This window comes from Williamsia sp. 1138, from assembly GCF_002095435.2.
GTDB lineage: Bacteria > Actinomycetota > Actinomycetes > Mycobacteriales > Mycobacteriaceae > Williamsia.
Genome location: NZ_MJEJ02000015.1, coordinates 14,850 through 35,808, shown reverse-complemented (window position 1 = coordinate 35,808; position 20,959 = coordinate 14,850). Strand labels below are relative to the sequence as shown.

Here is a 20,959-nt window from a genome sequence, read left to right as displayed (position 1 = left end):
GGGCCGTGCTCGGCGATGGCGGTGGTGAACATGTCGATCGCGGCGGGCTTGTTTTCGGTGTACTCGATGCGCCAGCAGACCGGGTGGCGGGAGAACACGTCGATCGCGAGGTAGAGCTTGTAGCGGTCGTCGTTGGTCGGGCCGTGCAGGTCGGTGATGTCCCAGGACCACAACTGACCCGGGCCGCTGGCATGAATGATTGGTTTGGATCGACTGTGGTTGCCGGGGCTGCTGTGGTGGCCGCGGCGGCGGTCACCGACCGTGCCGTAGCGCGCAGCGATCCGGTAGAACGTGCGTGGTGAGCAACCGATCTCACGCTTGTCGAAAGCGCGCCAATATGTTTGCTGCACAGACAGATCCGCGTATTCTTCACGGTTCAATATCTCGACAATGACCTCTTCTTCGGTGGCGGTCAGCGCAGCCGGCTGGAACCGCTGCGTGTGCGGCACCGGATCCTGGACCGGCTTGTAATGACGGTAACCGCGCTCGATCCGGTAGTAGGTCGAGCGAGCCAGACCGGTCAATGCGCATGCGGCTTTGACCCCGATCCAGGTGTGAGTGGCCAAGGCGGTGACCAACTCGGTCAGGAAAGATGATGTCGCTTGAGCCAGGCCTGGTACTGCTCGGCGCTCATCAACGCCGGTGGGATCTGCGGACCCTCGTCCTCGGTCGAGCTCTTGGTGATCCCGTCCAAGAGCTCGAAGGCTTTTCCCATGATCTCCAACGCCGCCTCGGACTGGGCGTTCTTCTTCTCCAACCGGGCGACTTTGGCGCGCAACCGGGCCAGCTCAGCGCGGTCTTGGCTGTCCATGCGGTCCCTCGTTTTGTCGGCGGCAGCGACCATCGAGTCACTGAACGCACCAGACTCGCGGGCCTCTAACCACTCTCGCACGGTCGCCCGAGTCAGGTTGTACTCACGCATCAACCGAGTCTTGGCGCCGCGTTGCACCGCCAGGTCCCAGCGCTGCAAAAACGCAACCCGGAACGCGATCGGGAACGACCGCCGCCCCTTCGCTGACCGTCCAATCGGGATATCGATCGGGGTATCCAACAAATCCATGTCACACTCCATCCCCACCACCCCTACCACACCTTGTGTCTTACGACCAGGATGGCAGAGAGGGTTGAACGTGTGCAAATGACTCGACGGTGTGCATCGGCGTCTCACTGGATCGCGTACACCAGACCCAATCCCTGACGAGCCAATCCCGTCGTGAACCTCTGCGCGCGGCCCAGGAACTCGTTGACGTAGTCGGCGTCCGAATTGGGAAACGCCTCCTTGATCGTTGCGTCATCGACGGGCTCGACCAGCGCGATGTCCTTGGCGATTGATTCCACCACCTCAGGTGGCAAGACCTGGACAAATCCCCGGTGTTGTCCATTACCCACCGGAGTGACTTTTCCCTTCACCAATTCCAACGCGACACGTGGACAGTTGTTGCCGCCGTGGCCGGCGAACACGTGCTGGAGTTCGCGCCATGCCTTGTCGAGGTACAGCGAGTCCGGGCACTCTGGTTGGCCCCAGGCGTCCATGAACGGATCATCGGACATGAACGGATACGGATCGCGGCGGGCAGCGGCGACATCGTCGGGTTGAAGTGCGTATGCGTAGTATCGAATTCCCATGTGCCCGAGCGTGTCACGTTCAATACAGACCAAACCGTCGGAGCAACCACCTGTGCACAACCGAATGAGTTGTACACAGATGCTCCGGTATTCATCGAGCGAGGCACAGCCTCGACTACTATTTCGCAGCTGCGACGTCGGCGGCGTCAGCCCGCAGCAAAAAGCCTCTCCGCGAGGGCGGTCAGTTCCTTCCGGAAGTTCTCGTAGCCTTCGCGCAAGCGCTCCCCCGGCCAGTTGTCGGGCAACAACTCGGCCGGCAACAGCGGATCGTCGAGCGTGTGCCGCACCATCGCGGCTGCGACCTCGAAGCGCTCGGACATCGCCGTTGCGTTGTCCATGGCCGCCAATAGCCCCTCGGCCTTGTCGGCCCATAGGTCCAGCGTGAACAAGCGCGCCACCAATGCGGTCTGCGACCCCTCGGGCACGGCGGAGAACAAGGTGAGCCGAGCGCGCACCTCCGCACTCACCACGACCTCGATATTGGCAGGCCTGGCCCACACCCCCTCGCGCAACTCACCACATCGGGCGGCGCGCAGAGAGTCCCTCACCGCGGCCCGATCCGAGGATCCCGTCGCGCCTGTGGTGACGACCGCCATGCACCACCGGCCGTCCCACGGCCCCGCCACAGGGTGCAGCGCTTCGTCCTGACGACGCTGTCGTTCGATCAACCGAGCAGACAGCCGGTACATGCCGTCGTGACGTTCGAGGTCGCCGGCCGCAACCATCCGGGTCAGGGCCACGCGGACAGCGGACTCCTGCAAGCCCAGTTCGGTCGCCAGCGATAGGACACCGCGCACCTGGGCCTGCGCCGAATGGAACCCGAGCAGCGTACTGAGGATCACCGAGCGCGCAGTCAGCTTCCGAACCCCTGAAGCGCCCGTAGTCATCGTGCGATGCTAACCCGCATCACCGAACATTACATTTTCGTGGCGCAGTTATCTGCACTTGTAATACAGTCGACGCATGTCCACTCATCTCGTCACAAATCAGGTTCCTGAACTGGTCTGCTACGACGCGGCGAACACGCCGTCGATCCTCGATGCGGTACACCGCGCCGACGCTGATCACGTCCTCGACGAACTTCATCGAGTCGGGCGGCTGGCCGGCAGCGCCGAGGCCATCGAATGGGGAGACCGCGCCGAGGCGCATCCCCCGACGCTCAGGACCCACGATCGCTACGGCAATCGGATCGACGAGGTCGACTACGACCCCGCCTATCACCGCCTGATGACCGAAGCCGTCGCGCTCGGACTCGGCGGCACACCGTGGACCCAGTCGACACCCAACCCACATTTTGTCCGAGCCGTGAAGATGGCCGTGTGGAGTCAGGTCGACGCCGGCCACAGCTGCCCGATATCGATGACCTACGGCGCGGTCCCTGCGCTGCGCGCCAACCCCGACCTGGCGGCGCTGTACGAACCCGGGCTGACATCGACCGTCTACGACCCGGGCCTGCGTACCCCGCAATCGAAGGCGGGGTTGTTGGCGGGCATGTCCATGACGGAGAAGCAGGGCGGCTCCGACGTCCGCGCCAACACGACGACTGCAACCATCACCTCCGATGGCACCTACCGGATCACGGGTCACAAGTGGTTCACGTCGGCGCCGATGTGCGATGTGTTCCTCGTCTTGGCGCAAGCACCCGGCGGCTTGTCGTGCTTCCTGGTTCCGCGAATCCTCCCGGACGGAACCCGCAACACCTTCGCGCTGCAACGCCTGAAAGACAAGCTGGGCAATCGATCCAACGCCAGCAGTGAGGTCGAGTACGACAACACGGTGGCCTGGTTGGTCGGCGACGAGGGGCGCGGCGTGCGAACCATCATCGAGATGGTGAACATGACCCGTCTCGACTGCACGCTCGGCTCGGCATCCAGTATGCGCAACGGTGTGGCACAAGCCGCGCATCACGCCAACCACCGCACAGCATTCGGTGCCACCCTCATCGATCAACCGTTGATGCGCAACGTGATCGCGGATCTCGCGATCGAGGCAGAAGCCGCCACCTCGGTCGGCCTGTGGCTCGCCGACCTCACCGACAAGTCCGCTGCCGGCGACTCAGAAGCGGACGCGCTACGCCGCATCTCGTTGGCAGTGAGCAAGTACTACGTCTGCAAGCGCGCGCCTATCCATGCCGCTGAGGCGCTGGAGTGCCTGGGCGGCAACGGGTATGTCGAGGAGTCGCGCATGCCTCGGTTGTATCGGGAGGCACCACTGATGTCGATCTGGGAGGGATCGGGCAACGTGGCCGCCCTCGACGCGCTGCGGGCGATGGCGAAACAGCCCGAAACGCTCACCGCGTTCCTGGACGAGGTGAAAGTCGCCGCCGGAGCCGACGCTCACCTCGATCGCGCGATCACCGACTTGGAGAACCAGTTCAACGACGTCGACAGCCTGCAGCACCGGGCTCGGCGGGTCGTCGGCCAGATGGCGCAAGTGCTGCAGGGTTCATTGCTCGTCCGCCACGGCCACCCGGCGGTCGCGGACGCGTTCACCGTCAGCCGGCTCGGCCGCGACCACGGCGACGTGTTCGGCACGCTTCCCACCGGCATCGACACCGCCGCGATCGTCGAACGAGTGACTCCCAAACTCGAAACCCGATAGGGGGTAACGGTGTCCGAGCACAGCACCCGTTCTGGGTCACAGCCCGCCGGGTGGCGAGACGACCTCACCGCAGGTGAGGATTCGCTGTTCGCCGGCCGAACCCCACCCGACAACGCGGAGAACTATCGTACGCTGACGTATGAAGTGACCGGTCGCATCGCGCGGATCACATTCAATCGGCCGAAGCAGGGCAACGCGATCACCGCAGACACCCCCGTCGAACTCGCCCGTGTTGTGGAGCGAGCTGATCTCGATCCCCGCGTTCATGTCATGGTGGTGTCGGGTCGAGGCAAGGGTTTCTGCGGTGGTTACGACCTGTCGATCTTCGCCGAGAACGGGGGCAATCCGGCTGCCGGGCCGGACCCCAGCGAAGGCAGCGCCATCGACCCGGTGGTGCAGGCGCGCAATCATGACCCTTCGCGCACATGGGATCCCATGATCGACTATGCGATGATGAGCCGCTTCAACCGCGGTTTCGCCAGCCTGCTCCATGCCAACAAACCAACGGTCGCCAAGTTGCATGGATTCGCGGTCGCGGGCGGAACCGACATCGCGCTCTACGCCGATCAGATCATCTGCGCCGACGACACCAAGATCGGGTATCCACCGACTCGAGTGTGGGGCATCCCCGCAGCCGGCATGTGGGCACATCGACTCGGCGATCAGCGAGCCAAGCGACTGTTGTTCACCGGAGATTGCCTATCCGGCAAGCAAGCGTATGACTGGGGCCTCGCCATCGAAGCACCGCCTGCCGATGAACTCGACGAGCGCACAGAGGACCTGTTGCAACGCATTTCGCGGGTTCCCATTAATCAACTCATCATGAGCAAGCTCGCGCTCAACAGTGCGTTGCTGGCCCAAGGGGTTGGCAACTCAGGCATGATCAGCACCGTGTTCGACGGAATCTCGCGCCACACGCGGGAAGGGTTCGAGTTCCAGGACCGCGCGGCGACTGTGGGATTCCGCGAAGCCGTGCGCGAACGCGACGAGATCAACGGCGACTGGAAGCGCGCGCAGTTCACCGCGCCGCATACCGCGAGGGAATGAACGCCCGTCCAACCCCGACGACGGGCGTGCACATGTTTGACCGCTGACATCTGTACAGGGTGACAACGTCAGGCGGATGACTACGTTCTCGACGTCGGCGGGGCAGACATCTGGGATCGGTTGAGCGCGGGTCTGTCCAAGTCGGTAGGTAGCGGGACCGGCAAGACCCTCGTGCACGCATCGGTAACCGCGCGGGATGCGCGGCAGCGCAAACGATTGGCGCAGGCGAAGGTAAAGGACGAGTCACTCCCGCATAACTGAACCCTTCATGACGACGACGGCGCAGTGTGGTTCGCCCCCGATGCCACGTCGATGACATCGTCAAGCACCGCACGTGAATTCGCGAGGTCGCGTATCGCCTTGTCGATACGCGCGCGTTCGGCTTCGAGCAGTTCGATCAGCTTCGGCGTGGCGGTCTCGGACGGCCCGCCATCGACGTCCCGCATACAGGGAAGCAACGCTGAGATCTTCTTGCTGGCCAGGCCGGCAGCGAAGAGTTCTTGGATGTGGATCACCCGATCGACGGCCCACTCCGCATAGTCGCGATGGCCGCCAGGGGTTCGATCGGAGATCAGCAGCTGCTGCTCTTCGTAGTAGCGCAACGACCGTTCGCTGACTCCGGTCCGCAGTGCCAGTTCCCCGATGCGCATACCCCCGTTATACGCAATTCGGCTTGAACCTGACACCGGTGTGAGCCCTTACCGTTCGGACATGACGAGCAGTGACGATCCTCAGCCACCGTACGAGTACAGCCCGATCACCGAACGCGACCCGATCACCTGGCCTGGTGGCGCGAGGATCGCGGTCTACGTAGGACTGAATGTCGAACATTTCGTCCCGGGTCTACCCTCCACCAGCATCTGGGAGGGAACGGCGACACTCAGACCCGACGCCCTGAACCATGGGTGGCGCGATTACGGTGCCCGCGTGGGGATCTGGCGCGTCATCGAGAGCCTTGATCGTCACGGGATACGGCCCAGCGTCCTGCTCAACTCCATGGTGGTCGAGCAGTATCCGCAGATCGTGTCGGCGGGGTTGGAGCGAGACTGGGCGTGGCTGGCGCACGGTCGCACCAACTCATCACTGCACACGGACCTCACCGTCGAAGAAGAGATACGCGTGCTGACCGAGATCACCGACACGATCTCGACCGCTACGGGCCGGGCACCGCAGGGCTGGATGGGGCCGGGCTTGACCGAAACCCATCGAACACCGCAACTCCTCGCCGGACTCGGTTACCGCTACGTCCTGGATTGGACCCACGACGATCAGCCGTTCCCATTGACGGTCTCGGGGATGATCAGCGTTCCCTACTCCGTCGAACTCAACGATCTCCTACTGTTCGGCAAGGGCCTCACCGGGCCCGATTTTCTCCAGATGGTCACCGACACTTACGAACAGTTGCACTCTGATTCCGCGACCAGTGGGCGCGTGATGGCCCTCGCTCTGCACCCGTTTGTCATCGGCCAACCATTCCGTCACAAGTATCTCGATCAGGCTCTCGCCTATCTCGCCGCGCAACCCGATGTCTGGCTGACCACCAGCGACGACATCGCACAGCACTACCTCGAGATGCGCGGGCACGCTCCCATGTCTGTGCACTCACCGATCTGATAGCCGGCGAGGCCCGTGGGTTGCTCTAAAGTTGACACTGTCAGGTCGAGGTGTCTAGTTTCGACCAACCGAGACGCGGTGAGACAGTCGGGGGTCATATGTCAGCATGCACTGCGCATCCGAGTGCTGGGGCAACAAGCAAGACGTCGAGCGGGATGCAGTCATGAACGCATTCCAGGAGACCAGCGAGCTGTTCGAGTCCCTGCACGAGGCGCGCTTACGTGCGATACACGCCCAACGCTCGGCCGCTCTGCACGGAGTCCTGGACGCCCGGGTCGCCCTCGGGCGCGTCGTGGTCGCCCTGGAAGTCGCCGAGGACGCGTGCCGTGAAGCGCATGCCGTCACCAGAGAAAGTGCTGGTCAGAACTGATCGACAGGTCGCTCCAATCCACTGTGCTTCCATGGGAAGTATGGATTTCGGAGTCTCTACATTCGTGACCGATGAAGGCATTCGCCCCGATGTGCTGGCCAGAGCGCTGGAGGAGCGTGGTTTCGATTCGTTGTTTCTGGCCGAACACTCGCATATCCCGGTCAGCCGCGAGTCTCCGTACCCAGGGGGCGGCGACCTGCCGCGGGTGTACTACCGCACTCTCGACCCGTTCCTCGCACTCACCGCTGCCGCAGCAGCCACCGAGCGATTGATCCTCGGCACCGGGATTGCCTTGCTGCCCCAGCGGGACCTCATCCACACCGCGAAGGAGGTTGCGACCCTCGACCTCCTCTCCGGTGGACGGGTGGCCTTCGGGGTCGGGGTCGGCTGGAACCGCGAAGAGATGAGCAATCACGGCACCAACCCCAAGACCCGGGGCGCGCTCATCAACGAGCAGCTGGCCGCGCTGAAGCAGATCTGGACCGAAGACGAGGCCGAGTTCCACGGCGAACACATCGACTTCGATCCGATCTTCGCCTGGCCGAAACCGGTCCAGAAGCCGCATCCCCCGATCTACATCGGCGGCGAGAGTCCCGCGGCCATCGATCGCCTGGTGAATTACGCCGACGCGTGGCTCCCGCGGGCGCACACGAGCGCCGACGACCTGATCCGCGTACGCACGGAGTTGGCCGACCGCGGCCGATCCGACATCCCCTTCACCATTTTCGGCGCGGGACGCAAGTCTGAAGAGCTCGACGGATACGCCGCGGCGAACGTCGAGCGCGTCACCTTCCTGCTACCAACGCGTCCGGAAGCGGAAACGCTGGCCACACTCGATGAGTTCGTTGCTGCAGCAGACCCTTATCGCTGAGCCATGCCGTGGGGCGTAGCAGAGAGCTACAGTTGGTAGCACAGTGCTACGCGAGGAGCTGTCATGACCCAGTCCGCAGACAAGGTGACCAGATTCGACTCAACTCTGGTCGATTCAGCCATCGCTGAAGGGCGACGACAGAACCGGACCGGCCGCCAACAACTCGAGTACTGGGCACGGATCGGGCAGGCCATGACAGCCCATGAGACCTCGGCCCTGAGTCGAGTGCAGCAAGCCTTGACAGGCACGGTGCCGACTGCCGATCTCACCGACGCAGAGGGTCGGCTCTTCAACGCAGAGGTCGACGTCAAGATTGCCGAAGGCCTGGCCCGCACCGATTACCGGGCCGAACTCGCCGCGAGCGGCATCACGACCGTCGTTCTCGACGATCAGGGACGGCTCGTCGAGCACAATCCCGACGGCACCACCCGCGTACTCGACTCCGAATGAAGCGCCTCGACCTGGTGATCGGCCCGAACGGTTCGGGTAAGTCCACCTTCGTCGAACTCACCCTCACCCCCGCCTTGCCGACCAGCGTCTTTGTCAACGCCGACGTCATCGCGCGCCAGAGGTGGCCCGATGACGCCGAGGCGAGGTCGTACGAAGCAGCACGCTCGGCGGCAGCCACGCGAGACGCCCTCATCGACGCGGGTAGATCCTTCATCGCCGAGACAGTGTTCTCTCATCCATCGAAGCTCGACATGATCACCCGAGCACAGACAAACGGGTTCGTGGTGGCCGTGCACGTCCTACTGGTTCCCGAATCCCTGGCGGTGCTGCGTGTCTCACACCGAGTTGCGGCCGGGGGCCACTCGGTACCGGAAGCGAGGATCCGCGAGCGCTATCACCGACTGTGGCCCCTTGCCGCCACCGCCATCGACAGATCCGAGCAGGCCACGGTCTACAACTCGGCGGCAGGTACTCCAGAGATCGTGGCCCGTTTCGTCGGCGGCTCACCGATCGGGGCCATCTCGTGGCCGACCTGGACGCCGGAAGCCCTGACCACGCCGACGTAGGCCCACGCCCGACCACCACCGCGACTCACCGGCGCCAGATGCCCTGCGCAGCAATCTCTCCGACGAAGTCGTCGAACGTTCGCGGAGCTCGCCCGAGGACCTCCCGCACCCCGTCAGACACGTGGGCGTTGCGCCCCTCACGGATCCATCCGAAGACTTGCGCCAAGTCCTGCGCCAACGGGCCGGCGACACCGCGTCGCCGGGCAAGGTACGAGACGAAGGCGTCGTCAGCCATCTGTTCGAAGTCGACGTCTTCGCCGGCGGCCTTTCCGATCTTCCTGGCCGCCTCCGCGAACGTCAGCAGATCCGGCCCGGAAAGCTGATAGTCCTTTCCCGCGTGACGTTCTGCGTCCACCAGCGCTGCGGCCGCGACATCCCCGATGTCCCGGGTGTCGATGAACGGCTCGAGGCCATCACCTGACGTTCCGACGAGATGTCTCTCGATGATGCCGTCGCGGAACAGGTCCCATTCACTGAATACCTGCATGAACCACGTGGGCCGGAGCACCGTCCACGTCATCCCGGACGATTACACCGCAGAGACAACTGCGGCGTCACCCGGCCTATGGGACACCACGGCGTCGCGGGATGACAACAGCACCGCGTGGCCCACCCCGGCGCGCTGTGCCACGGCAGTGAAGTCTGACATCGACTGCGCCGCATCCGATTGCTGCGAGTCGACCAGATATACCGCATCGGCACCGTCGACCACGTGCGCCCAGCTGGTCCGGTCGTCCCAGTCGAACCGCACCAATGTGCCGTCGTCGATGGGACCGCCAGACCTCGACACCGCCCGAACGTCGACTCCGTCCACCGAGTTGACCGCACGCACCACCTGTCGGCCTGTCTTTCCTGTAGCTCCCAGCACCAGAACCCTCATGCCTGCCATCTCCCGCCTGCGGTAGTGCGAACGACGTAGTCTTCGAATGTGCCCGGCGCCCTGCCCAATACGCGTCGGATGTCATCGGTGGTCTCCGAGATCAGCCCCTGCTCCATGAGTTCGTACATCGCGGCGATGGTGTCGGCTTCGGCGCGGGACAATCCTTGCTCGGTGAGGCTGTCGGCGTACTGGCTCGGGGTGATCTGCCGGTAGTTGATCGTTCGGCCCGAGGCTGCGGCGATCAAACCCACCACCTCACGGAAGGTGATGCCGCGTGGTCCGGTCAGCTCATACGTCTTCCCTTCGTGTCCCGGATTCATCAGCACCTCGGCCGCGACCGAGGCCACGTCTTCGATGTCGACGAAGGGCTCGGGAACTTCGCCCGGTGGAGCAGCAAGTTCTCCCTGCAGCAGGGGCTCGAGGAACACCTCTTCGGAGAAGTTCTGGTTGAAGTTCGACGAACGGACGATGGTCCAGTCGAGAGCCGAGGCGCGCACTGCCCGTTCTGCCGCGCGCATGTCGAGCCCGAAGGTGGAATCGCCCCAGCTGTCGGCCGCCCTGCCGGACAGCAAGGTCACCCGGCGAAGGCCCGCAGACTGAGCCCTGTCGATGAAGTGGTCGACCGGCCCGACCTCGGCCGGCGGGACAAGGTAGGCCGACGACGCACCGTCGAGTGCGGCGTCCCAGGTGTCCGGGCGTGACCAGTCGAACGGGATGGCGCTGGATCGAGATACCGGCCGGACCGGTGCGCCGAGGAGTCGGAGACGGGCTGTCACCCGGCGTCCGGTCTTGCCTGTGGCACCGAGAACGAGGATCGTGTTGTGGTTCATGAGACCAGTCAAGCGGCTGTTCGCAGAGCATTCCATAGTTCAGACACTGGTTTGCCTGTTGATTCGTCTAGGCTGGGGGTCATGGATGCGTTCGGTGACCTTCTCCGGGGCGTGCGGTCACACGGCTCGGTCTTCGGATATTCGACCCTCTCGGCACCGTGGGACCTCGACTTCATCGACGGCGCGCCGCTGACGTTGTGCGTGATCGTCGACGGTGCGGGCTGGATCGTCCGTGACGATCACGAGCCGTTGCGAGTGTCAGGCGGAGACACCGTCGTCCTCCGTGGACCGGAGCCGTTCTCCTTCCGAGATGAGGTGGACACCCTCGCCGAACCCGTGGCCTGCGGCGAGCATTGCTCCATTCCCGAGAACGGCGGTGCTCGGCATCGCCTGGGGTGGGCCGACTGCGGTGACCCCGATGCTTCGACCTCCATCGTCGTCGGCGCCTATCCGGTGCACGGCGAGATAGGCGACCGGCTGTTGCAGGTGCTGCCACCGATCATCCGCATCCCACCCGACACCGACGCCGATCCGGTCGCTCGCTATCTCGCGACGGAGGTCGCCGCAGACCGGCCTGGGCAACAGATCGTTCTCGACCGCCTGCTGGACTGGTTGCTCGTCTGCTCACTGCGCACCTGGTTCGATGACCAAGAACAGGCTGCGCCGCAATGGTATTCAGCCTTGCACGACCCGGTTGTCGGCCCGGTGCTCCAGCTGATGCACGCCGAGGTGGACGCTCCGTGGACCGTCGCCGCGCTGGCTCAGCGGGCAGGGGTGTCCCGTGCGACGCTCGCCAAACGGTTCACCGACCTCGTCGGCGAACCGCCGCTGACCTACCTGACCCAGTGGCGGATGACCATCGCCGCGGATCGGCTCACCGATCACCCTGACCTGAGCATCGCGGACGTCGCACAGTCCGTGGGGTACGCCGACCCCTTCACCTTCAGCACGGCGTTCAAACGCACGAAAGGGGTCAATCCCAGCACCCACCGCACGAAGGTCGGCCTGGCCACATGACCGCACCATAGGCTGTGTTGGTGTCCACCTCCGATCGACGCTGCCCATGCACCAGCGGACTCCCCTTCGACGACTGCTGCAGACCAGTAGTGGCGGGCGACCGCCCGGCGCCCACCGCCCAAGCACTGATGCGGTCGCGCTTCACCGCCTTCGCGACCGGCGACCGCGACTACCTGCTCCACAGTTGGCACCCGCGGACGAGACCGGCCGAACTCGATCTCGACGACGCGATGCGTTGGTATCGCCTGGAAATCGAATCAACCCGCGGCGGTTCACCCTTCGACTCGACAGGCGAGGTCGCATTCACCGCGTTCTACCGCGTCCAAGGTGGCACCGCGGGAAGCCTGATGGAGCGCAGCACTTTCGAACGGTTGGACGGGCGCTGGGTGTACGTAGACGGCACCATCACGCCGACCTGACCGGCCCGAACGCTCAACCTGCAGCGTGAATGGTGACGACGTAGCCGTCTGGGTCACGGAGCGAGAACTGGAGCCCGAACGGGCCGTCGAACGGTTCCTGCACGATCGGCACTCCCCGCTCCACGAGGCGTGCGTGCAACCCGGCCGGATCCTCGCTGCCGAACCAGACGCCGATGCCGGCACCGAGTTGGCCGATTGCGTCGAGATCCACTCCGGGGAACGGTTCACGTACCGCGAAAGCGGTTCCGCCCGAGGAGAACACCACTGCAGCGGGGTTGGCCGCCGGCAGTCGGTCGAGGCCGATCGCGTCCGCATAGAACGTTGCGGACGTCGCCAGGTCGCGCACCTGGAATGACACGAAATCGGGTCCGCTGGTGGTCGTGCTGATGCTGTTCGTCATGTCGAGCTCCTGCTGCCGTTGATTGTTACCAGTGTCAATATACTGACACTCAAATCCCGCTCGTGTCAAAATGTTGACATGAGGAGACCGCATGACGACACAGCTTCCGAGGCGTTGGGACTTCTGATCAAGGAGACCCAGGCGATACTCCATCTGCGCATGGCCGAGCAGCTGCGCCACCTAGAGCTGACCGTGCCGCAGTACGCGTGCCTGCAGGCTCTGCATCACACGCCCGCCAGTACGAGTTCTGAGCTCGCCCGGCACGCTTTCGTCTCGCGCCAATCCATGAACGTACTGCTCCAGGGGCTGGAGAAGCGCGGACTCATCGAACGTTCCGAGGAGCCCGGACCACGACGCGAACGTGCCACCGTTCTCACACCCGCCGCAGCGTCCCTACTCGAACATGCGCAGGCCGACGTCGCTGCAGTCGCGAACACGATGACCGGCCAGCTCACGGCGCCCGACGTATCGAGACTTCTCACGCTGCTCACCTCGTGTCGCGACGCGCTTCTCGCATCCGACTCCGGATGAGTCAGGGCATCGACCTGAACTCGTCGTACAACGCAGGCAAAAAGCCTGCAAGGTGGTTCATCTCGCTTGCGCAGTGGTGAAGCAGGTCGTGAGCGAGACGATCGTTGAAAGTGGTTCGTACCGCGACATCGACAACCGGGGGCGCGACTGTCCTGCCCACGCGAGACGTGAGCAATGGTGCGGCACCGGGTAGGGAGACCGCCCTACCCGGGAGCGAGAGGATCTCGCCCGGACCCATGAAGAACCGGGACCGCATCTCACAGCCGTGGTCGGTGGGCCGCACCTGATGGACGAGCCAGCCGGCTGCCACCGGTAGGTAGGTCACGCCGATCCGGGCGCAGACGTACGTGGTGCCCGGGCTATCGGCGAATCCGAGCGTAGTGGGATCGACGAAACGGATTGCCAGTCGCAGTTTCTTGGCGCCGATGTACTCATCGACGAAGGAGACGTTGCCGATGTATTTCTCACGGTCCGTCAGGCCTGCGACGTCGCTGCGATCCTCGGCGACACACGCTTGCCTGTGCGCCGCCGGATGCCAGAGTTTGTAGCGCGCGGAGTCCGTCAGGTGCCACCCGAACCACCAGTCCCACATGTCCGCGGTGACACCAGGCATATCGGTCAGACACGCGACGAGCACAGTACCGCTCGCCGTCCGGGTCCAGCCGGTTTCCATCGGGCCGTAGCCAGGCGCCGACAGCCGCGCCCGGGCATCGTCGACCCCGTAACCGAACTCGGCCGGAACGCGTCCACGACGTAGTGCCTCATGGACGTGCGGTTGGATCGGCTCGGTGTGCGATCGAAAGTAGTGCGCGAAAGGGCGCGTATATTCGGCCGCGTCGTAGCCGAGGTGACTGCTCGACCGACCTCGCAACGCCTTGGGCAGAGCCCGACGGTCAGCAGCTGTTACGTGATACCGCGGCACTAGCGCACTCAGACATGCACGTCGCGCAGACCGACCGCACCGCGTAGGCCGGAGCAGTTGTAGCAACCCACACACCCAATGCAGTCGGTGCATCCAACGCACCCGACGCAGGCCATGCACCGCTGGCACAGTGCGCTCGCCACGACCCCGAGACACCCTGCGATACCGAAAGAGAATGCGGTGCCCGCACTTCCGGCGACCACGGCACTGGTCGCGGTGACCGCAGAGCCCGCGACCACAGCACTGGCCACCGTCGCGACGGAGGTCCCGACGCCCGCGCTCGCGACAGTCCCTGCCGAACCCGCAACACCTGCACTCGCCACAGTCCCGATCGATCCCGCCACAGCGGTGCTCGACGACGTGGCCATCGACCCCGCCACCGCAGTCGCATCCGCCGTGGCCGCCGAGTCGACGACTGTGCTGCCGGTACCGCAAGATTTTGTCACGCCGGTCATTCTGCCGCAGTTCAACAAGATGTGTCTGCGCTTCGGCCGCTGGGCACACTGCAGTGGTGAAGACCAACGAATACGCACCAGGCCGGCTAGTCGACGTGTACGGAGATGCGACAGGCCCTGCCGTCCTCGTGTGGCACGGCACCCAGACCGACGCGCGGGCAACTATGCGACCGTTCGCGACACTGCTCGCCGATCATCATGGGTTCCACGTCATCGTCCCCGACTGGGATTCGCATGCCACCGACCGTGGTCGCGGCGACTTGTTGGGATCCCTCCGTCACGCCGCAGCCTCCGGCGCCTTCGCACTGATCGGATGGTCGCTGGGCGGGACAGCGGCAGCCGGAGTGGCCCTGGACGCCGACCACTACGCCAGCCCCGTGTCACGGGTCATCACCTTGGCCGGCGCGTTCGGCGCAACCAATCCACTGACGGGCGAAAGCCTCCCCACCGGCGATCTGCCGACCGGAGCTCGGATACCGATCACCCTGTTACACGGCACGTCCGATGACGTGGTTCCACTCACTGCGAGTGAAGATTTCGCCGCTGCGCTCGACGATTGGCCTCTCGAGCTCATCACCTTCGATGCCGACCACGGCTCAATCGCCGGCGCCATCTACGACGCGGACGCCGACAGATACTGTGCTGCAGATGATTCAGCCACCCTCGGAGTGGCCGGCGAAATCGTCGATCGCATCAGCGCGATCCTGCGACGGCCGTAGACTGCGGACTACTTCTTGCGACGACCGACGATCGACCGACGCTTCTTCTCTTGGTGATCATCAGCGTCGACAGTGCGTGCCTTACGCCGACTGTACGAGCCTATTTTGATCAGCAATCTCGACAAGGCTGTCGGATTGTCGTTTCGACGCTCTATCCGGTGTCCTGCGGTCAGCAAAATCTTCGCGACCAGCGGCAGAACGATTGCCAGGATCAGGTAGCGGTACAGGTATTTTCGTGCCAACAGCGGGATCATGGTTCTCCTGGTGCTCGTCTCACGGGTGAAGAGAGAGGAGGTGGCGGCCGACATCGGCCACCACCCCACCCCTCACAACTGGGTGTGTCAGCCGAAATCAGTCGGTGAGCTTGCTCTTCACGTTCGACGCCGCATCGGAGATGTTGTCACCGACCTGCTTGGTCTTACCCTTGCCCTGGTCGGCGGCACCCTCGGCCCGGAGGTCGTCATTGCCGGTCGCCTCGCCGATCTTCTCTTTCGCCTTGCCCGCAACCTCTTCGGCCTTGTGCTTTGCCTTGTCGATGAAATCAGCCATTGTTCTCTCCTCCTGTTTCTCGCGCCGAACCCCATTGCCCGGTCGCGCCTTACATGAACTGAGACGGGCCAACGCACGGAAGTTGCACGCAGAAGTGAGCCAGAACACGATGTGTTAGCGTCGGTGACATGACACTGCTGAAAGGCGCATGAGCCGCCCACGCACGATGACCGTCCTCGTCGACGAACTGGCGATCGAAGACGGCGCGATTCCCCCGCCTGAAGTCGGGACGGTCACCTCATTCCCCCTTCTCTTCTCTGAAGCTGCACCGTCCGAGCCTGATGTAGTGACCATTCGGGCCAGGTTGGACCCTGCTCCCCGACCGCCGATCCTGCGGCGCGGCGGTGGACGCGAGACCGAGCAATGGCACTGGTCTGGGCTCCTTCGTGGCGACGGGTGGACCGCCAGTTGGCAGGGAACGCGCCCGGCGACCGGCCACGTCGAGATGACCGGGCGGTTCCACGGCGTCTTGGGTATAGACGCGTCAGGATCGGTTAGGGGTCGGGTGACACGCGTGCGGGTCGTCAGCGTGGACGTCGCCCGCACCACCGGTAACCCGAACTCCTGGAAGCTTTTGCCGGACAGGCAACGCACCTACCGAGAAGTCGAGAAGTCACCACGCTTCTTCGACGATGAACGCCACCGGGAGAACGGAGAGGACGTACGTCGAGTCGAAATCGGCGTATTGATCGACCTCGACATCGATGACGTGCCCGAGCCACCGCTACGACCCCGACTGGTTGCCGCCGATGTGTCGACCTGCGAGGGCGACATATGGGTGCTCGACAACACCCTTCCGAAGGTCGTTCATGTCGACGAAACGCGAAAAGCCACCGAGTATTTGATTCCTGGCGACGTCCGACCGTCGCGGCGGGTGTGGGCCACCCCCACCGGTTGCTGGATCAGTGGCCCGGACGGTACCTACCGCGTGACGGTCGATGAACCAGCCCGCAAGATCGACGACCAGCTCACCACCACCGGTGCCGTACTCGGAGAAGCGTTCCTGGCCTGCACTTCCCGACTTCCCTGGCAGATCCACAGCCCGGACCGAGACCCCGTCCGAGTCGATGTTCCCGAAGGCACAGCCGTCACGGCCACCGCAGACGGCCGAGTCTTTGTGGCCGTTGCGAGGTTCCGCGATGGGGAGAACGTCCGGCACCACCGGCTTATCCGCATCAGCCAATCCGGCGAGGTAGCAGTCGGGCCGCCGCTGCCCGACTCCGAAGACCACGATGAGCCCTCGCTCAACGGTCGCCCTCTTATCGTCATTCAGGGCAATACAGCGATGAAGATTGCGCCTGATCTTTCCGTCGAAACAACAACCCGACTTCCCCGACGCTTCCTTCGCGCAGGTTCCGTCGGCGAACACATCTGGGTCCTTGGCCACCCGCCTGGCGGCAGCGTCCGATGGTGGCCACTGGACGGGCCGACCGACTATGACCGCAGCCGCGGCCAGTTCTGGTTGCTCACGCTGCTTGACGCCGCCACCCTCGGGCCCGTCCGCAGCGCGCCGGTGCCCTCGTCGTCCCCCAGACTTGCGGCCGACAGGACCGGAACGATCTGGGTGACCGCCGCAGGTGACTTGCACACCCTCGGCGCCGCGCATATGCAATGGCCCATCGAGTACGACGTGAACTCATCATTGAAAGCGAATGGCACCAATCCATGACCCAGATCCGACTGTTTCGCTCGGCATAGATCACCGGCCATATCGCGTGGTGGATATTCATCGTCGCAACGGCGTTCGCCGGTGGCATCACATGGCTCGGACTCGACGGCGACGGAGTGTCCTCTCGTCGTTCGTTTGGGTGGACGGCCTACACCGGGGTGATGGACAGACCGGTCGGCATCGCCAACTTCTCCGGTCCGACTCCGTACGAGTGGTGGACGGAGCCGGAGGTGTTCTCCGCGATGGCGTTTGCCGTTGTCCTTATTGCAGCAGTGACAGAGGCACTAGCAGTTCGCCGAGCGGCTCCTGGAATCGTCACGATCGTGGCGCCCCTGGCGGCACTGGGCATACTGATCGTCGTCACCCCGGGTGTCATCGACAGTTGGCAACTGGGCACGATGACGACGATGGGCGCTGTCCTTCTTGCCGTCGCCATCCGCGAGTTCTGGGCTCGCCACTTTGCTCCAAGCCTGCCTGCTCCTTCGTGATCATGCGGGCGGGGCGAGGTGCCACGATCGCGGATCGCGTCCGGCGATGGCGACGGTCCGGTCCAGCAGGGGCAATGTCTCGTCTGCTGCGACCGGCTCGCCCCAGAGTTCGGGCAGCGGCGCCTCGGTCAGAAATCCTTCGACGTGCTCGTGGCAGGCGAGCACCACGGATTCCGGCGGGACGAAACCTCGATTGGTCGCGACGGCAAGGTCCCAGCCATGCACGATCACCTCTGTCATCGCGATCTTCCCCCACGTCTCGTTCGGCAACTCGAGGCCGGCCAAGTCCGAATCGCCGTCCCAGGCCCGGGGCTCCGCCCACGCTTTGGCCAGGTCACGGACGTGATCGGCAATCTGGTTGCGCGACGCATCGTCGTCGATCGCCCGCACCGCGGGGCTCGAGGTCTCACCGCCCGCGGCCGCGGTGAATCCGGTCGCACCCTCATCGATGTGCATCAGCAGATCGGACACGGTGTAGCTCTCGCAAGGCGTCGCGCGCGCGAGATCCTCGTCGTCCACCTGCGTGATGAGATCGGCCACTGCATCGGATGCGGCTCTGAAGTCGATCATCTGGTTCCTCCCGATTGGCTGGTACCTGCAGATGCAGACCGCGGCAGTGCTCGAAAGTCATCGGTAGGCGATTATCGTGTTCAATCCACCAGATTCGTCCCCTTATCCAGCAGGCGAGGGCACATTCCCCTCGGGCGTCCCTCACGGAGCCGATTGTGGTGGACGCTGACTCGAGACAAGGAGTTTCATGCAGTTCGGATCGACCAACCTCGTGCGAACAGTTCCTGCCGAACACATCGACGAGGCCGTGGCCTTCTATGCCGCCAGACCCTCGGGCCGTGGCCCTGCTGATGCCGACGAACTGCGAGAGGCTCGGGCGCTGCGGGGCAGCACCACCACCGACGACTCGGCGGTCGAGCGGACTGTTGATGCCGGCGGGCGGAGCGTACCGGTGCGCATCATCCGACCTACTGTTGCGCCGACGCGAGGCGTGCACCTCGACATCCACGGCGGTGGTTTCTACATGGATTCCGCGGCGCGCGGCGATGTCCGAAACCGGGAGCTGGCCGATGCACTCGGGGTGGCGGTGGTCAGTATCGACTACCGACTGGCACCCGAAAACCCTTGGCCCGCAGCGCCGGACGATTGCGAGACCGCGGCGCTGTGGCTGACCGACAACGCCGCGCGGCTCTTCGGCACCTCATTGCTGACAATCGGCGGGTTCTCGGCGGGGGCCACCCTGGCGATGACCACCCTGCTACGGCTTCGAGACAAAGGTGTACGCAGCTTCGCCGGCGCAGCGCTGCAGTTCGGCACCTACGACCTGAGTGGCCGGACACCCGCAGGACGCCTGATCAGCGACGAGTACTTTCTCGAGGCATACGCCGGTCACGTGGCTGACCGCACGCTTCCCGACGTCTCCCCGATCTATGGGGACCTGCGTGATCTGCCGCCGCTCGTGCTGGTGGTGGGGGTAGAAGACATCCTGCTCGAGGACAACATGGCCATGGCCTCACGGCTCGCGGCGGCAGGAGTGGACATCGACCTGCGCATCTACCCGGCGTCGCCGCATGGGTTCACGAACCACCCCACCGCGATCGCCGCCACCGCCCGGGAAGACATCCGATCCTGGCTGTCGGACCGCCTAGGCTAACGCGGCCGCCAGCATGTGCATCGCAGCCGTGGTCGACAGTGCTCGCACACTGGCGCGGTCGCCGGGTAGCCGCAGGGTGCGCGTGACGGTTGGACGATCTGCCATCGCGATCCCGAAGCAGACGGTGCCGACCGGTTTGAGCTCGGTGCCGCCACCGGGTCCCGCGACGCCGGTGGTGGACACCGCGATGTCGACGCCGACTCGCCTTCGCACCCCCTCGGCCATCGAGGCTGCGACCTGCTCGCTGACTGCACCGTGTTCGGAGATCATCTCTGCGGGGACGCCGAGTAGGTCGGATTTTACCTCGTTGGAGTACGACACCACACCACCGGTGACGTAGGCCGACGATCCGGCCCGGTCGGTCAGACGCGCCGCGATCATGCCGCCGGTGCACGATTCGGCGGTGGCGATCAGATGACCGGACAGTCGCGTTGCCACGATGTCGTCGATGGTCGACCCGTCCGTCGAGAAGATCTGCCTGCCATGGGTTTCGGCGACCTGTGTCGAGAGCTTCGCGTACGCCGCGTCGGCAGAATCGGGATAGCGGGTCACCATCTCGAGTTCGCCGAGGCGCAGGCAGGTCGTGATCTCGAGATCGTCGAATCCGGGGACCTCGACCTCTGCGGTTCGCAATGTGGCGGCCAGATCGGCCTCGGAGAGACCGTAGGCGCGGATGGTCGACTGCCGAACCTCCGACCGTGCCGCCAATGCCGCGGCGACCGGGGCGGATTCGAGAGCTGCCGGCCACATCTCCTGAAGCTCTCGAGGCGGCCCCGGCAGGATCAGGATCGCAGGCAGGGGGCCGGCAGCCGGTATCGCGACGCCCGGTGCGGTGCCCGTGGGCGCAATCGATTGGGCGCCGTCAGGAACCAGGGCCTGCTTACGGATGCCGGCGTTCAGAGGCTCGGAATCGACCGCGGTACTCATTCGGCTGCGCCATCGCTGCACGATCGCGTCGATATGCTGCTCGAGTTCAGCGTCGAGCTGCAGTTCCCGTCCGCAGAGAGCAGCCACGGTGGCGACGGTGAGGTCGTCGGCAGTCGGGCCCAGGCCTCCCGTCGTGACGATGAGATCCACCCGCTGATCGGCCAGGAACTGCAACTGGGCGGTCAGGTCGGCCGGCCGATCGCCGCACACGGTGATGTGCGCGACGTCGACACCCATCTCGAGGAGTTGCCGAGCGACCCACGGGCCGTTCTGATCGGTCACCCGACCGCTGAGAACTTCGGTTCCCGTGACCACCACACCCGCACGCACTGCCATTGCATCGAC

At 64.5% G+C, this 20,959-nt stretch carries 29 protein-coding genes; 14 read left to right on the top strand and 15 right to left on the bottom strand.

Annotation, left to right across the window (positions count from 1 at the left end):
• From BH683_RS01130 to BH683_RS01115, 4 genes are all read right to left on the bottom strand, one after another.
• Positions 1-578, bottom strand: a 578-nt coding sequence (locus BH683_RS01130) for a DDE-type integrase/transposase/recombinase (protein WP_143695939.1), incomplete at its 3' end; no start/stop codon positions are given.
• A 5-nt stretch (positions 579-583) separates the two neighbouring features.
• On the bottom strand, positions 584-1,060 hold the full coding sequence (locus tag BH683_RS01125; RefSeq protein WP_084834288.1) for a hypothetical protein: 477 nt from the start codon (positions 1,058-1,060) through the stop codon (positions 584-586).
• A gap of 104 nt (positions 1,061-1,164) precedes the next feature.
• A complete protein-coding gene (locus BH683_RS01120; protein ID WP_084834428.1) occupies positions 1,165-1,626 on the bottom strand; it encodes a DUF1877 family protein in 462 nt (153 codons plus the stop codon).
• A gap of 146 nt (positions 1,627-1,772) precedes the next feature.
• Positions 1,773-2,513 carry a PaaX family transcriptional regulator C-terminal domain-containing protein gene (locus BH683_RS01115; RefSeq protein ID WP_084834427.1) on the bottom strand — a complete coding sequence of 247 codons (741 nt, stop codon included), beginning with the start codon at positions 2,511-2,513 and terminating at the stop codon, positions 1,773-1,775.
• A gap of 76 nt (positions 2,514-2,589) precedes the next feature.
• On the opposite strand from BH683_RS01115, the gene BH683_RS01110 reads away from it, so the two are divergent.
• Both BH683_RS01110 and BH683_RS01105 read left to right on the top strand, forming a co-directional pair.
• Positions 2,590-4,227 (top strand): acyl-CoA dehydrogenase family protein, encoded by a 1,638-nt coding sequence (locus tag BH683_RS01110; protein ID WP_084834426.1) that lies wholly within the window; start codon positions 2,590-2,592, stop codon positions 4,225-4,227.
• A gap of 9 nt (positions 4,228-4,236) precedes the next feature.
• The gene (locus tag BH683_RS01105) at positions 4,237-5,274 is read left to right on the top strand and encodes a crotonase/enoyl-CoA hydratase family protein (protein ID WP_084834425.1); all 1,038 of its coding nucleotides are present in this window, start codon (positions 4,237-4,239) and stop codon (positions 5,272-5,274) included.
• Positions 5,275-5,540: 266 nt separating this feature from the next.
• Here BH683_RS01105 and BH683_RS01100 read toward each other — a convergent pair whose 3' ends face one another.
• Positions 5,541-5,924 carry a MerR family transcriptional regulator gene (locus tag BH683_RS01100; protein WP_084834424.1) on the bottom strand — a complete coding sequence of 128 codons (384 nt, stop codon included), beginning with the start codon at positions 5,922-5,924 and terminating at the stop codon, positions 5,541-5,543.
• Positions 5,925-5,985: 61 nt separating this feature from the next.
• Between BH683_RS01100 and BH683_RS01095 the strand changes: the two genes are divergently transcribed.
• The 5 genes from BH683_RS01095 to BH683_RS01075 all read left to right on the top strand — a co-directional run bounded on the left by BH683_RS01095 (position 5,986) and on the right by BH683_RS01075 (position 9,145).
• Positions 5,986-6,888, top strand: a complete 903-nt coding sequence (locus BH683_RS01095) for a polysaccharide deacetylase family protein (protein WP_084834423.1) — start codon at positions 5,986-5,988, stop codon at positions 6,886-6,888.
• A 163-nt stretch (positions 6,889-7,051) separates the two neighbouring features.
• Positions 7,052-7,258: a hypothetical protein gene (locus BH683_RS01090; protein ID WP_168186936.1), complete on the top strand. Its 207-nt coding sequence runs from the start codon at positions 7,052-7,054 to the stop codon at positions 7,256-7,258.
• A gap of 40 nt (positions 7,259-7,298) precedes the next feature.
• Entirely contained in the window at positions 7,299-8,129 is an 831-nt protein-coding gene (locus BH683_RS01085; RefSeq protein WP_084834421.1) for an LLM class F420-dependent oxidoreductase, read from the top strand.
• A 63-nt stretch (positions 8,130-8,192) separates the two neighbouring features.
• The gene (locus BH683_RS01080; RefSeq protein ID WP_084834420.1) at positions 8,193-8,579 is read left to right on the top strand and encodes a hypothetical protein; all 387 of its coding nucleotides are present in this window, start codon (positions 8,193-8,195) and stop codon (positions 8,577-8,579) included.
• Positions 8,576-9,145, top strand: a complete 570-nt coding sequence (locus tag BH683_RS01075; protein WP_084834419.1) for an AAA family ATPase — start codon at positions 8,576-8,578, stop codon at positions 9,143-9,145. The genes BH683_RS01080 and BH683_RS01075 overlap by 4 nt, the downstream gene beginning before the upstream one ends.
• 25 nt (positions 9,146-9,170) lie before the next feature.
• Here BH683_RS01075 and BH683_RS01070 read toward each other — a convergent pair whose 3' ends face one another.
• The 3 genes from BH683_RS01070 to BH683_RS01060 are packed head-to-tail and all read right to left on the bottom strand — an operon-like array spanning position 9,171 to position 10,855.
• Positions 9,171-9,665: a hypothetical protein gene (locus tag BH683_RS01070; protein WP_084834418.1), complete on the bottom strand. Its 495-nt coding sequence runs from the start codon at positions 9,663-9,665 to the stop codon at positions 9,171-9,173.
• A gap of 9 nt (positions 9,666-9,674) precedes the next feature.
• Positions 9,675-10,025: an NAD(P)H-binding protein gene (locus BH683_RS01065; protein ID WP_168186935.1), complete on the bottom strand. Its 351-nt coding sequence runs from the start codon at positions 10,023-10,025 to the stop codon at positions 9,675-9,677.
• Entirely contained in the window at positions 10,022-10,855 is an 834-nt protein-coding gene (locus BH683_RS01060; protein WP_084834416.1) for an NAD(P)H-binding protein, read from the bottom strand. The genes BH683_RS01065 and BH683_RS01060 overlap by 4 nt, the downstream gene beginning before the upstream one ends.
• 81 nt (positions 10,856-10,936) lie before the next feature.
• Between BH683_RS01060 and BH683_RS01055 the strand changes: the two genes are divergently transcribed.
• Both BH683_RS01055 and BH683_RS01050 read left to right on the top strand, forming a co-directional pair.
• Positions 10,937-11,872: an AraC family transcriptional regulator gene (locus BH683_RS01055; RefSeq protein ID WP_084834415.1), complete on the top strand. Its 936-nt coding sequence runs from the start codon at positions 10,937-10,939 to the stop codon at positions 11,870-11,872.
• A gap of 20 nt (positions 11,873-11,892) precedes the next feature.
• Positions 11,893-12,291 carry a YchJ family protein gene (locus BH683_RS01050; RefSeq protein WP_246833131.1) on the top strand — a complete coding sequence of 133 codons (399 nt, stop codon included), beginning with the start codon at positions 11,893-11,895 and terminating at the stop codon, positions 12,289-12,291.
• Positions 12,292-12,304: 13 nt separating this feature from the next.
• Here BH683_RS01050 and BH683_RS01045 read toward each other — a convergent pair whose 3' ends face one another.
• Entirely contained in the window at positions 12,305-12,691 is a 387-nt protein-coding gene (locus tag BH683_RS01045) for a VOC family protein (RefSeq protein ID WP_210405140.1), read from the bottom strand.
• A gap of 78 nt (positions 12,692-12,769) precedes the next feature.
• On the opposite strand from BH683_RS01045, the gene BH683_RS01040 reads away from it, so the two are divergent.
• Positions 12,770-13,222, top strand: coding sequence for a MarR family transcriptional regulator (locus tag BH683_RS01040; RefSeq protein ID WP_084834413.1), 453 nt, complete (start codon positions 12,770-12,772; stop codon positions 13,220-13,222).
• A 1-nt stretch (position 13,223) separates the two neighbouring features.
• Here BH683_RS01040 and BH683_RS01035 read toward each other — a convergent pair whose 3' ends face one another.
• Positions 13,224-14,144, bottom strand: a complete 921-nt coding sequence (locus tag BH683_RS01035; RefSeq protein ID WP_143695947.1) for a hypothetical protein — start codon at positions 14,142-14,144, stop codon at positions 13,224-13,226.
• Positions 14,145-14,152: 8 nt separating this feature from the next.
• Positions 14,153-14,599 carry a hypothetical protein gene (locus BH683_RS01030; RefSeq protein ID WP_094647175.1) on the bottom strand — a complete coding sequence of 149 codons (447 nt, stop codon included), beginning with the start codon at positions 14,597-14,599 and terminating at the stop codon, positions 14,153-14,155.
• Positions 14,600-14,655: 56 nt separating this feature from the next.
• Here BH683_RS01030 and BH683_RS01025 point away from each other — a divergent pair, with 56 nt between their 5' ends.
• The gene (locus BH683_RS01025; protein ID WP_084834432.1) at positions 14,656-15,318 is read left to right on the top strand and encodes a hypothetical protein; all 663 of its coding nucleotides are present in this window, start codon (positions 14,656-14,658) and stop codon (positions 15,316-15,318) included.
• Between the two features lie 8 nt (positions 15,319-15,326).
• Here the strand turns inward: BH683_RS01025 and BH683_RS01020 are convergent, their stop codons facing one another.
• Positions 15,327-15,572: a hypothetical protein gene (locus BH683_RS01020; protein ID WP_143695946.1), complete on the bottom strand. Its 246-nt coding sequence runs from the start codon at positions 15,570-15,572 to the stop codon at positions 15,327-15,329.
• Positions 15,573-15,669: 97 nt separating this feature from the next.
• On the bottom strand, positions 15,670-15,867 hold the full coding sequence (locus BH683_RS01015) for a CsbD family protein (protein WP_084834410.1): 198 nt from the start codon (positions 15,865-15,867) through the stop codon (positions 15,670-15,672).
• A 148-nt stretch (positions 15,868-16,015) separates the two neighbouring features.
• Between BH683_RS01015 and BH683_RS01010 the strand changes: the two genes are divergently transcribed.
• Complete coding sequence (locus BH683_RS01010) at positions 16,016-17,536, top strand: hypothetical protein (protein ID WP_084834409.1); 1,521 nt, start codon at positions 16,016-16,018, stop codon at positions 17,534-17,536.
• A gap of 161 nt (positions 17,537-17,697) precedes the next feature.
• Positions 17,698-18,024 (top strand): hypothetical protein, encoded by a 327-nt coding sequence (locus BH683_RS01005; RefSeq protein WP_084834408.1) that lies wholly within the window; start codon positions 17,698-17,700, stop codon positions 18,022-18,024.
• On the opposite strand, the gene BH683_RS01000 is transcribed toward BH683_RS01005, so the two are convergent.
• Positions 18,025-18,594: a TIGR03086 family metal-binding protein gene (locus BH683_RS01000; protein WP_084834407.1), complete on the bottom strand. Its 570-nt coding sequence runs from the start codon at positions 18,592-18,594 to the stop codon at positions 18,025-18,027.
• A 187-nt stretch (positions 18,595-18,781) separates the two neighbouring features.
• Between BH683_RS01000 and BH683_RS00995 the strand changes: the two genes are divergently transcribed.
• Entirely contained in the window at positions 18,782-19,687 is a 906-nt protein-coding gene (locus tag BH683_RS00995) for an alpha/beta hydrolase (protein WP_084834406.1), read from the top strand.
• Here BH683_RS00995 and BH683_RS00990 read toward each other — a convergent pair.
• Positions 19,679-20,950, bottom strand: coding sequence for a competence/damage-inducible protein A (locus BH683_RS00990; protein ID WP_084834405.1), 1,272 nt, complete (start codon positions 20,948-20,950; stop codon positions 19,679-19,681). The two genes, BH683_RS00995 and BH683_RS00990, sit on opposite strands and share 9 nt — an antisense overlap.
• Between the last annotated feature and the right edge of the window lie 9 nt (positions 20,951-20,959).

What these genes read in the sequence shown, in the direction of transcription:
- BH683_RS01090 (WP_168186936.1), top strand. Translation starts at nt 7,052, where the DNA reads ATGAACGCATTCCAGGAGACCAGCGAGCTGTTCGAGTCCCTGCACGAG.
- BH683_RS01010 (WP_084834409.1), top strand. Translation starts at nt 16,016, where the DNA reads ATGAGCCGCCCACGCACGATGACCGTCCTCGTCGACGAACTGGCGATC.
- BH683_RS01060 (WP_084834416.1), bottom strand. Translation starts at nt 10,855, where the DNA reads ATGAACCACAACACGATCCTCGTTCTCGGTGCCACAGGCAAGACCGGA.
- BH683_RS01000 (WP_084834407.1), bottom strand. Translation starts at nt 18,594, where the DNA reads ATGATCGACTTCAGAGCCGCATCCGATGCAGTGGCCGATCTCATCACG.
- BH683_RS01040 (WP_084834413.1), top strand. Translation starts at nt 12,770, where the DNA reads ATGAGGAGACCGCATGACGACACAGCTTCCGAGGCGTTGGGACTTCTG.
- BH683_RS01120 (WP_084834428.1), bottom strand. Translation starts at nt 1,626, where the DNA reads ATGGGAATTCGATACTACGCATACGCACTTCAACCCGACGATGTCGCC.
- BH683_RS01015 (WP_084834410.1), bottom strand. Translation starts at nt 15,867, where the DNA reads ATGGCTGATTTCATCGACAAGGCAAAGCACAAGGCCGAAGAGGTTGCG.
- BH683_RS00990 (WP_084834405.1), bottom strand. Translation starts at nt 20,950, where the DNA reads ATGGCAGTGCGTGCGGGTGTGGTGGTCACGGGAACCGAAGTTCTCAGC.
- BH683_RS01095 (WP_084834423.1), top strand. Translation starts at nt 5,986, where the DNA reads ATGACGAGCAGTGACGATCCTCAGCCACCGTACGAGTACAGCCCGATC.
- BH683_RS01075 (WP_084834419.1), top strand. Translation starts at nt 8,576, where the DNA reads ATGAAGCGCCTCGACCTGGTGATCGGCCCGAACGGTTCGGGTAAGTCC.
- BH683_RS01045 (WP_210405140.1), bottom strand. Translation starts at nt 12,691, where the DNA reads ATGACGAACAGCATCAGCACGACCACCAGCGGACCCGATTTCGTGTCA.
- BH683_RS00995 (WP_084834406.1), top strand. Translation starts at nt 18,782, where the DNA reads ATGCAGTTCGGATCGACCAACCTCGTGCGAACAGTTCCTGCCGAACAC.
- BH683_RS01110 (WP_084834426.1), top strand. Translation starts at nt 2,590, where the DNA reads ATGTCCACTCATCTCGTCACAAATCAGGTTCCTGAACTGGTCTGCTAC.
- BH683_RS01125 (WP_084834288.1), bottom strand. Translation starts at nt 1,060, where the DNA reads ATGGATTTGTTGGATACCCCGATCGATATCCCGATTGGACGGTCAGCG.
- BH683_RS01115 (WP_084834427.1), bottom strand. Translation starts at nt 2,513, where the DNA reads ATGACTACGGGCGCTTCAGGGGTTCGGAAGCTGACTGCGCGCTCGGTG.
- BH683_RS01085 (WP_084834421.1), top strand. Translation starts at nt 7,299, where the DNA reads ATGGATTTCGGAGTCTCTACATTCGTGACCGATGAAGGCATTCGCCCC.
- BH683_RS01055 (WP_084834415.1), top strand. Translation starts at nt 10,937, where the DNA reads ATGGATGCGTTCGGTGACCTTCTCCGGGGCGTGCGGTCACACGGCTCG.
- BH683_RS01070 (WP_084834418.1), bottom strand. Translation starts at nt 9,665, where the DNA reads ATGACGTGGACGGTGCTCCGGCCCACGTGGTTCATGCAGGTATTCAGT.
- BH683_RS01020 (WP_143695946.1), bottom strand. Translation starts at nt 15,572, where the DNA reads ATGATCCCGCTGTTGGCACGAAAATACCTGTACCGCTACCTGATCCTG.
- BH683_RS01030 (WP_094647175.1), bottom strand. Translation starts at nt 14,599, where the DNA reads ATGACCGGCGTGACAAAATCTTGCGGTACCGGCAGCACAGTCGTCGAC.
- BH683_RS01100 (WP_084834424.1), bottom strand. Translation starts at nt 5,924, where the DNA reads ATGCGCATCGGGGAACTGGCACTGCGGACCGGAGTCAGCGAACGGTCG.
- BH683_RS01065 (WP_168186935.1), bottom strand. Translation starts at nt 10,025, where the DNA reads ATGAGGGTTCTGGTGCTGGGAGCTACAGGAAAGACAGGCCGACAGGTG.
- BH683_RS01005 (WP_084834408.1), top strand. Translation starts at nt 17,698, where the DNA reads ATGGACAGACCGGTCGGCATCGCCAACTTCTCCGGTCCGACTCCGTAC.
- BH683_RS01080 (WP_084834420.1), top strand. Translation starts at nt 8,193, where the DNA reads ATGACCCAGTCCGCAGACAAGGTGACCAGATTCGACTCAACTCTGGTC.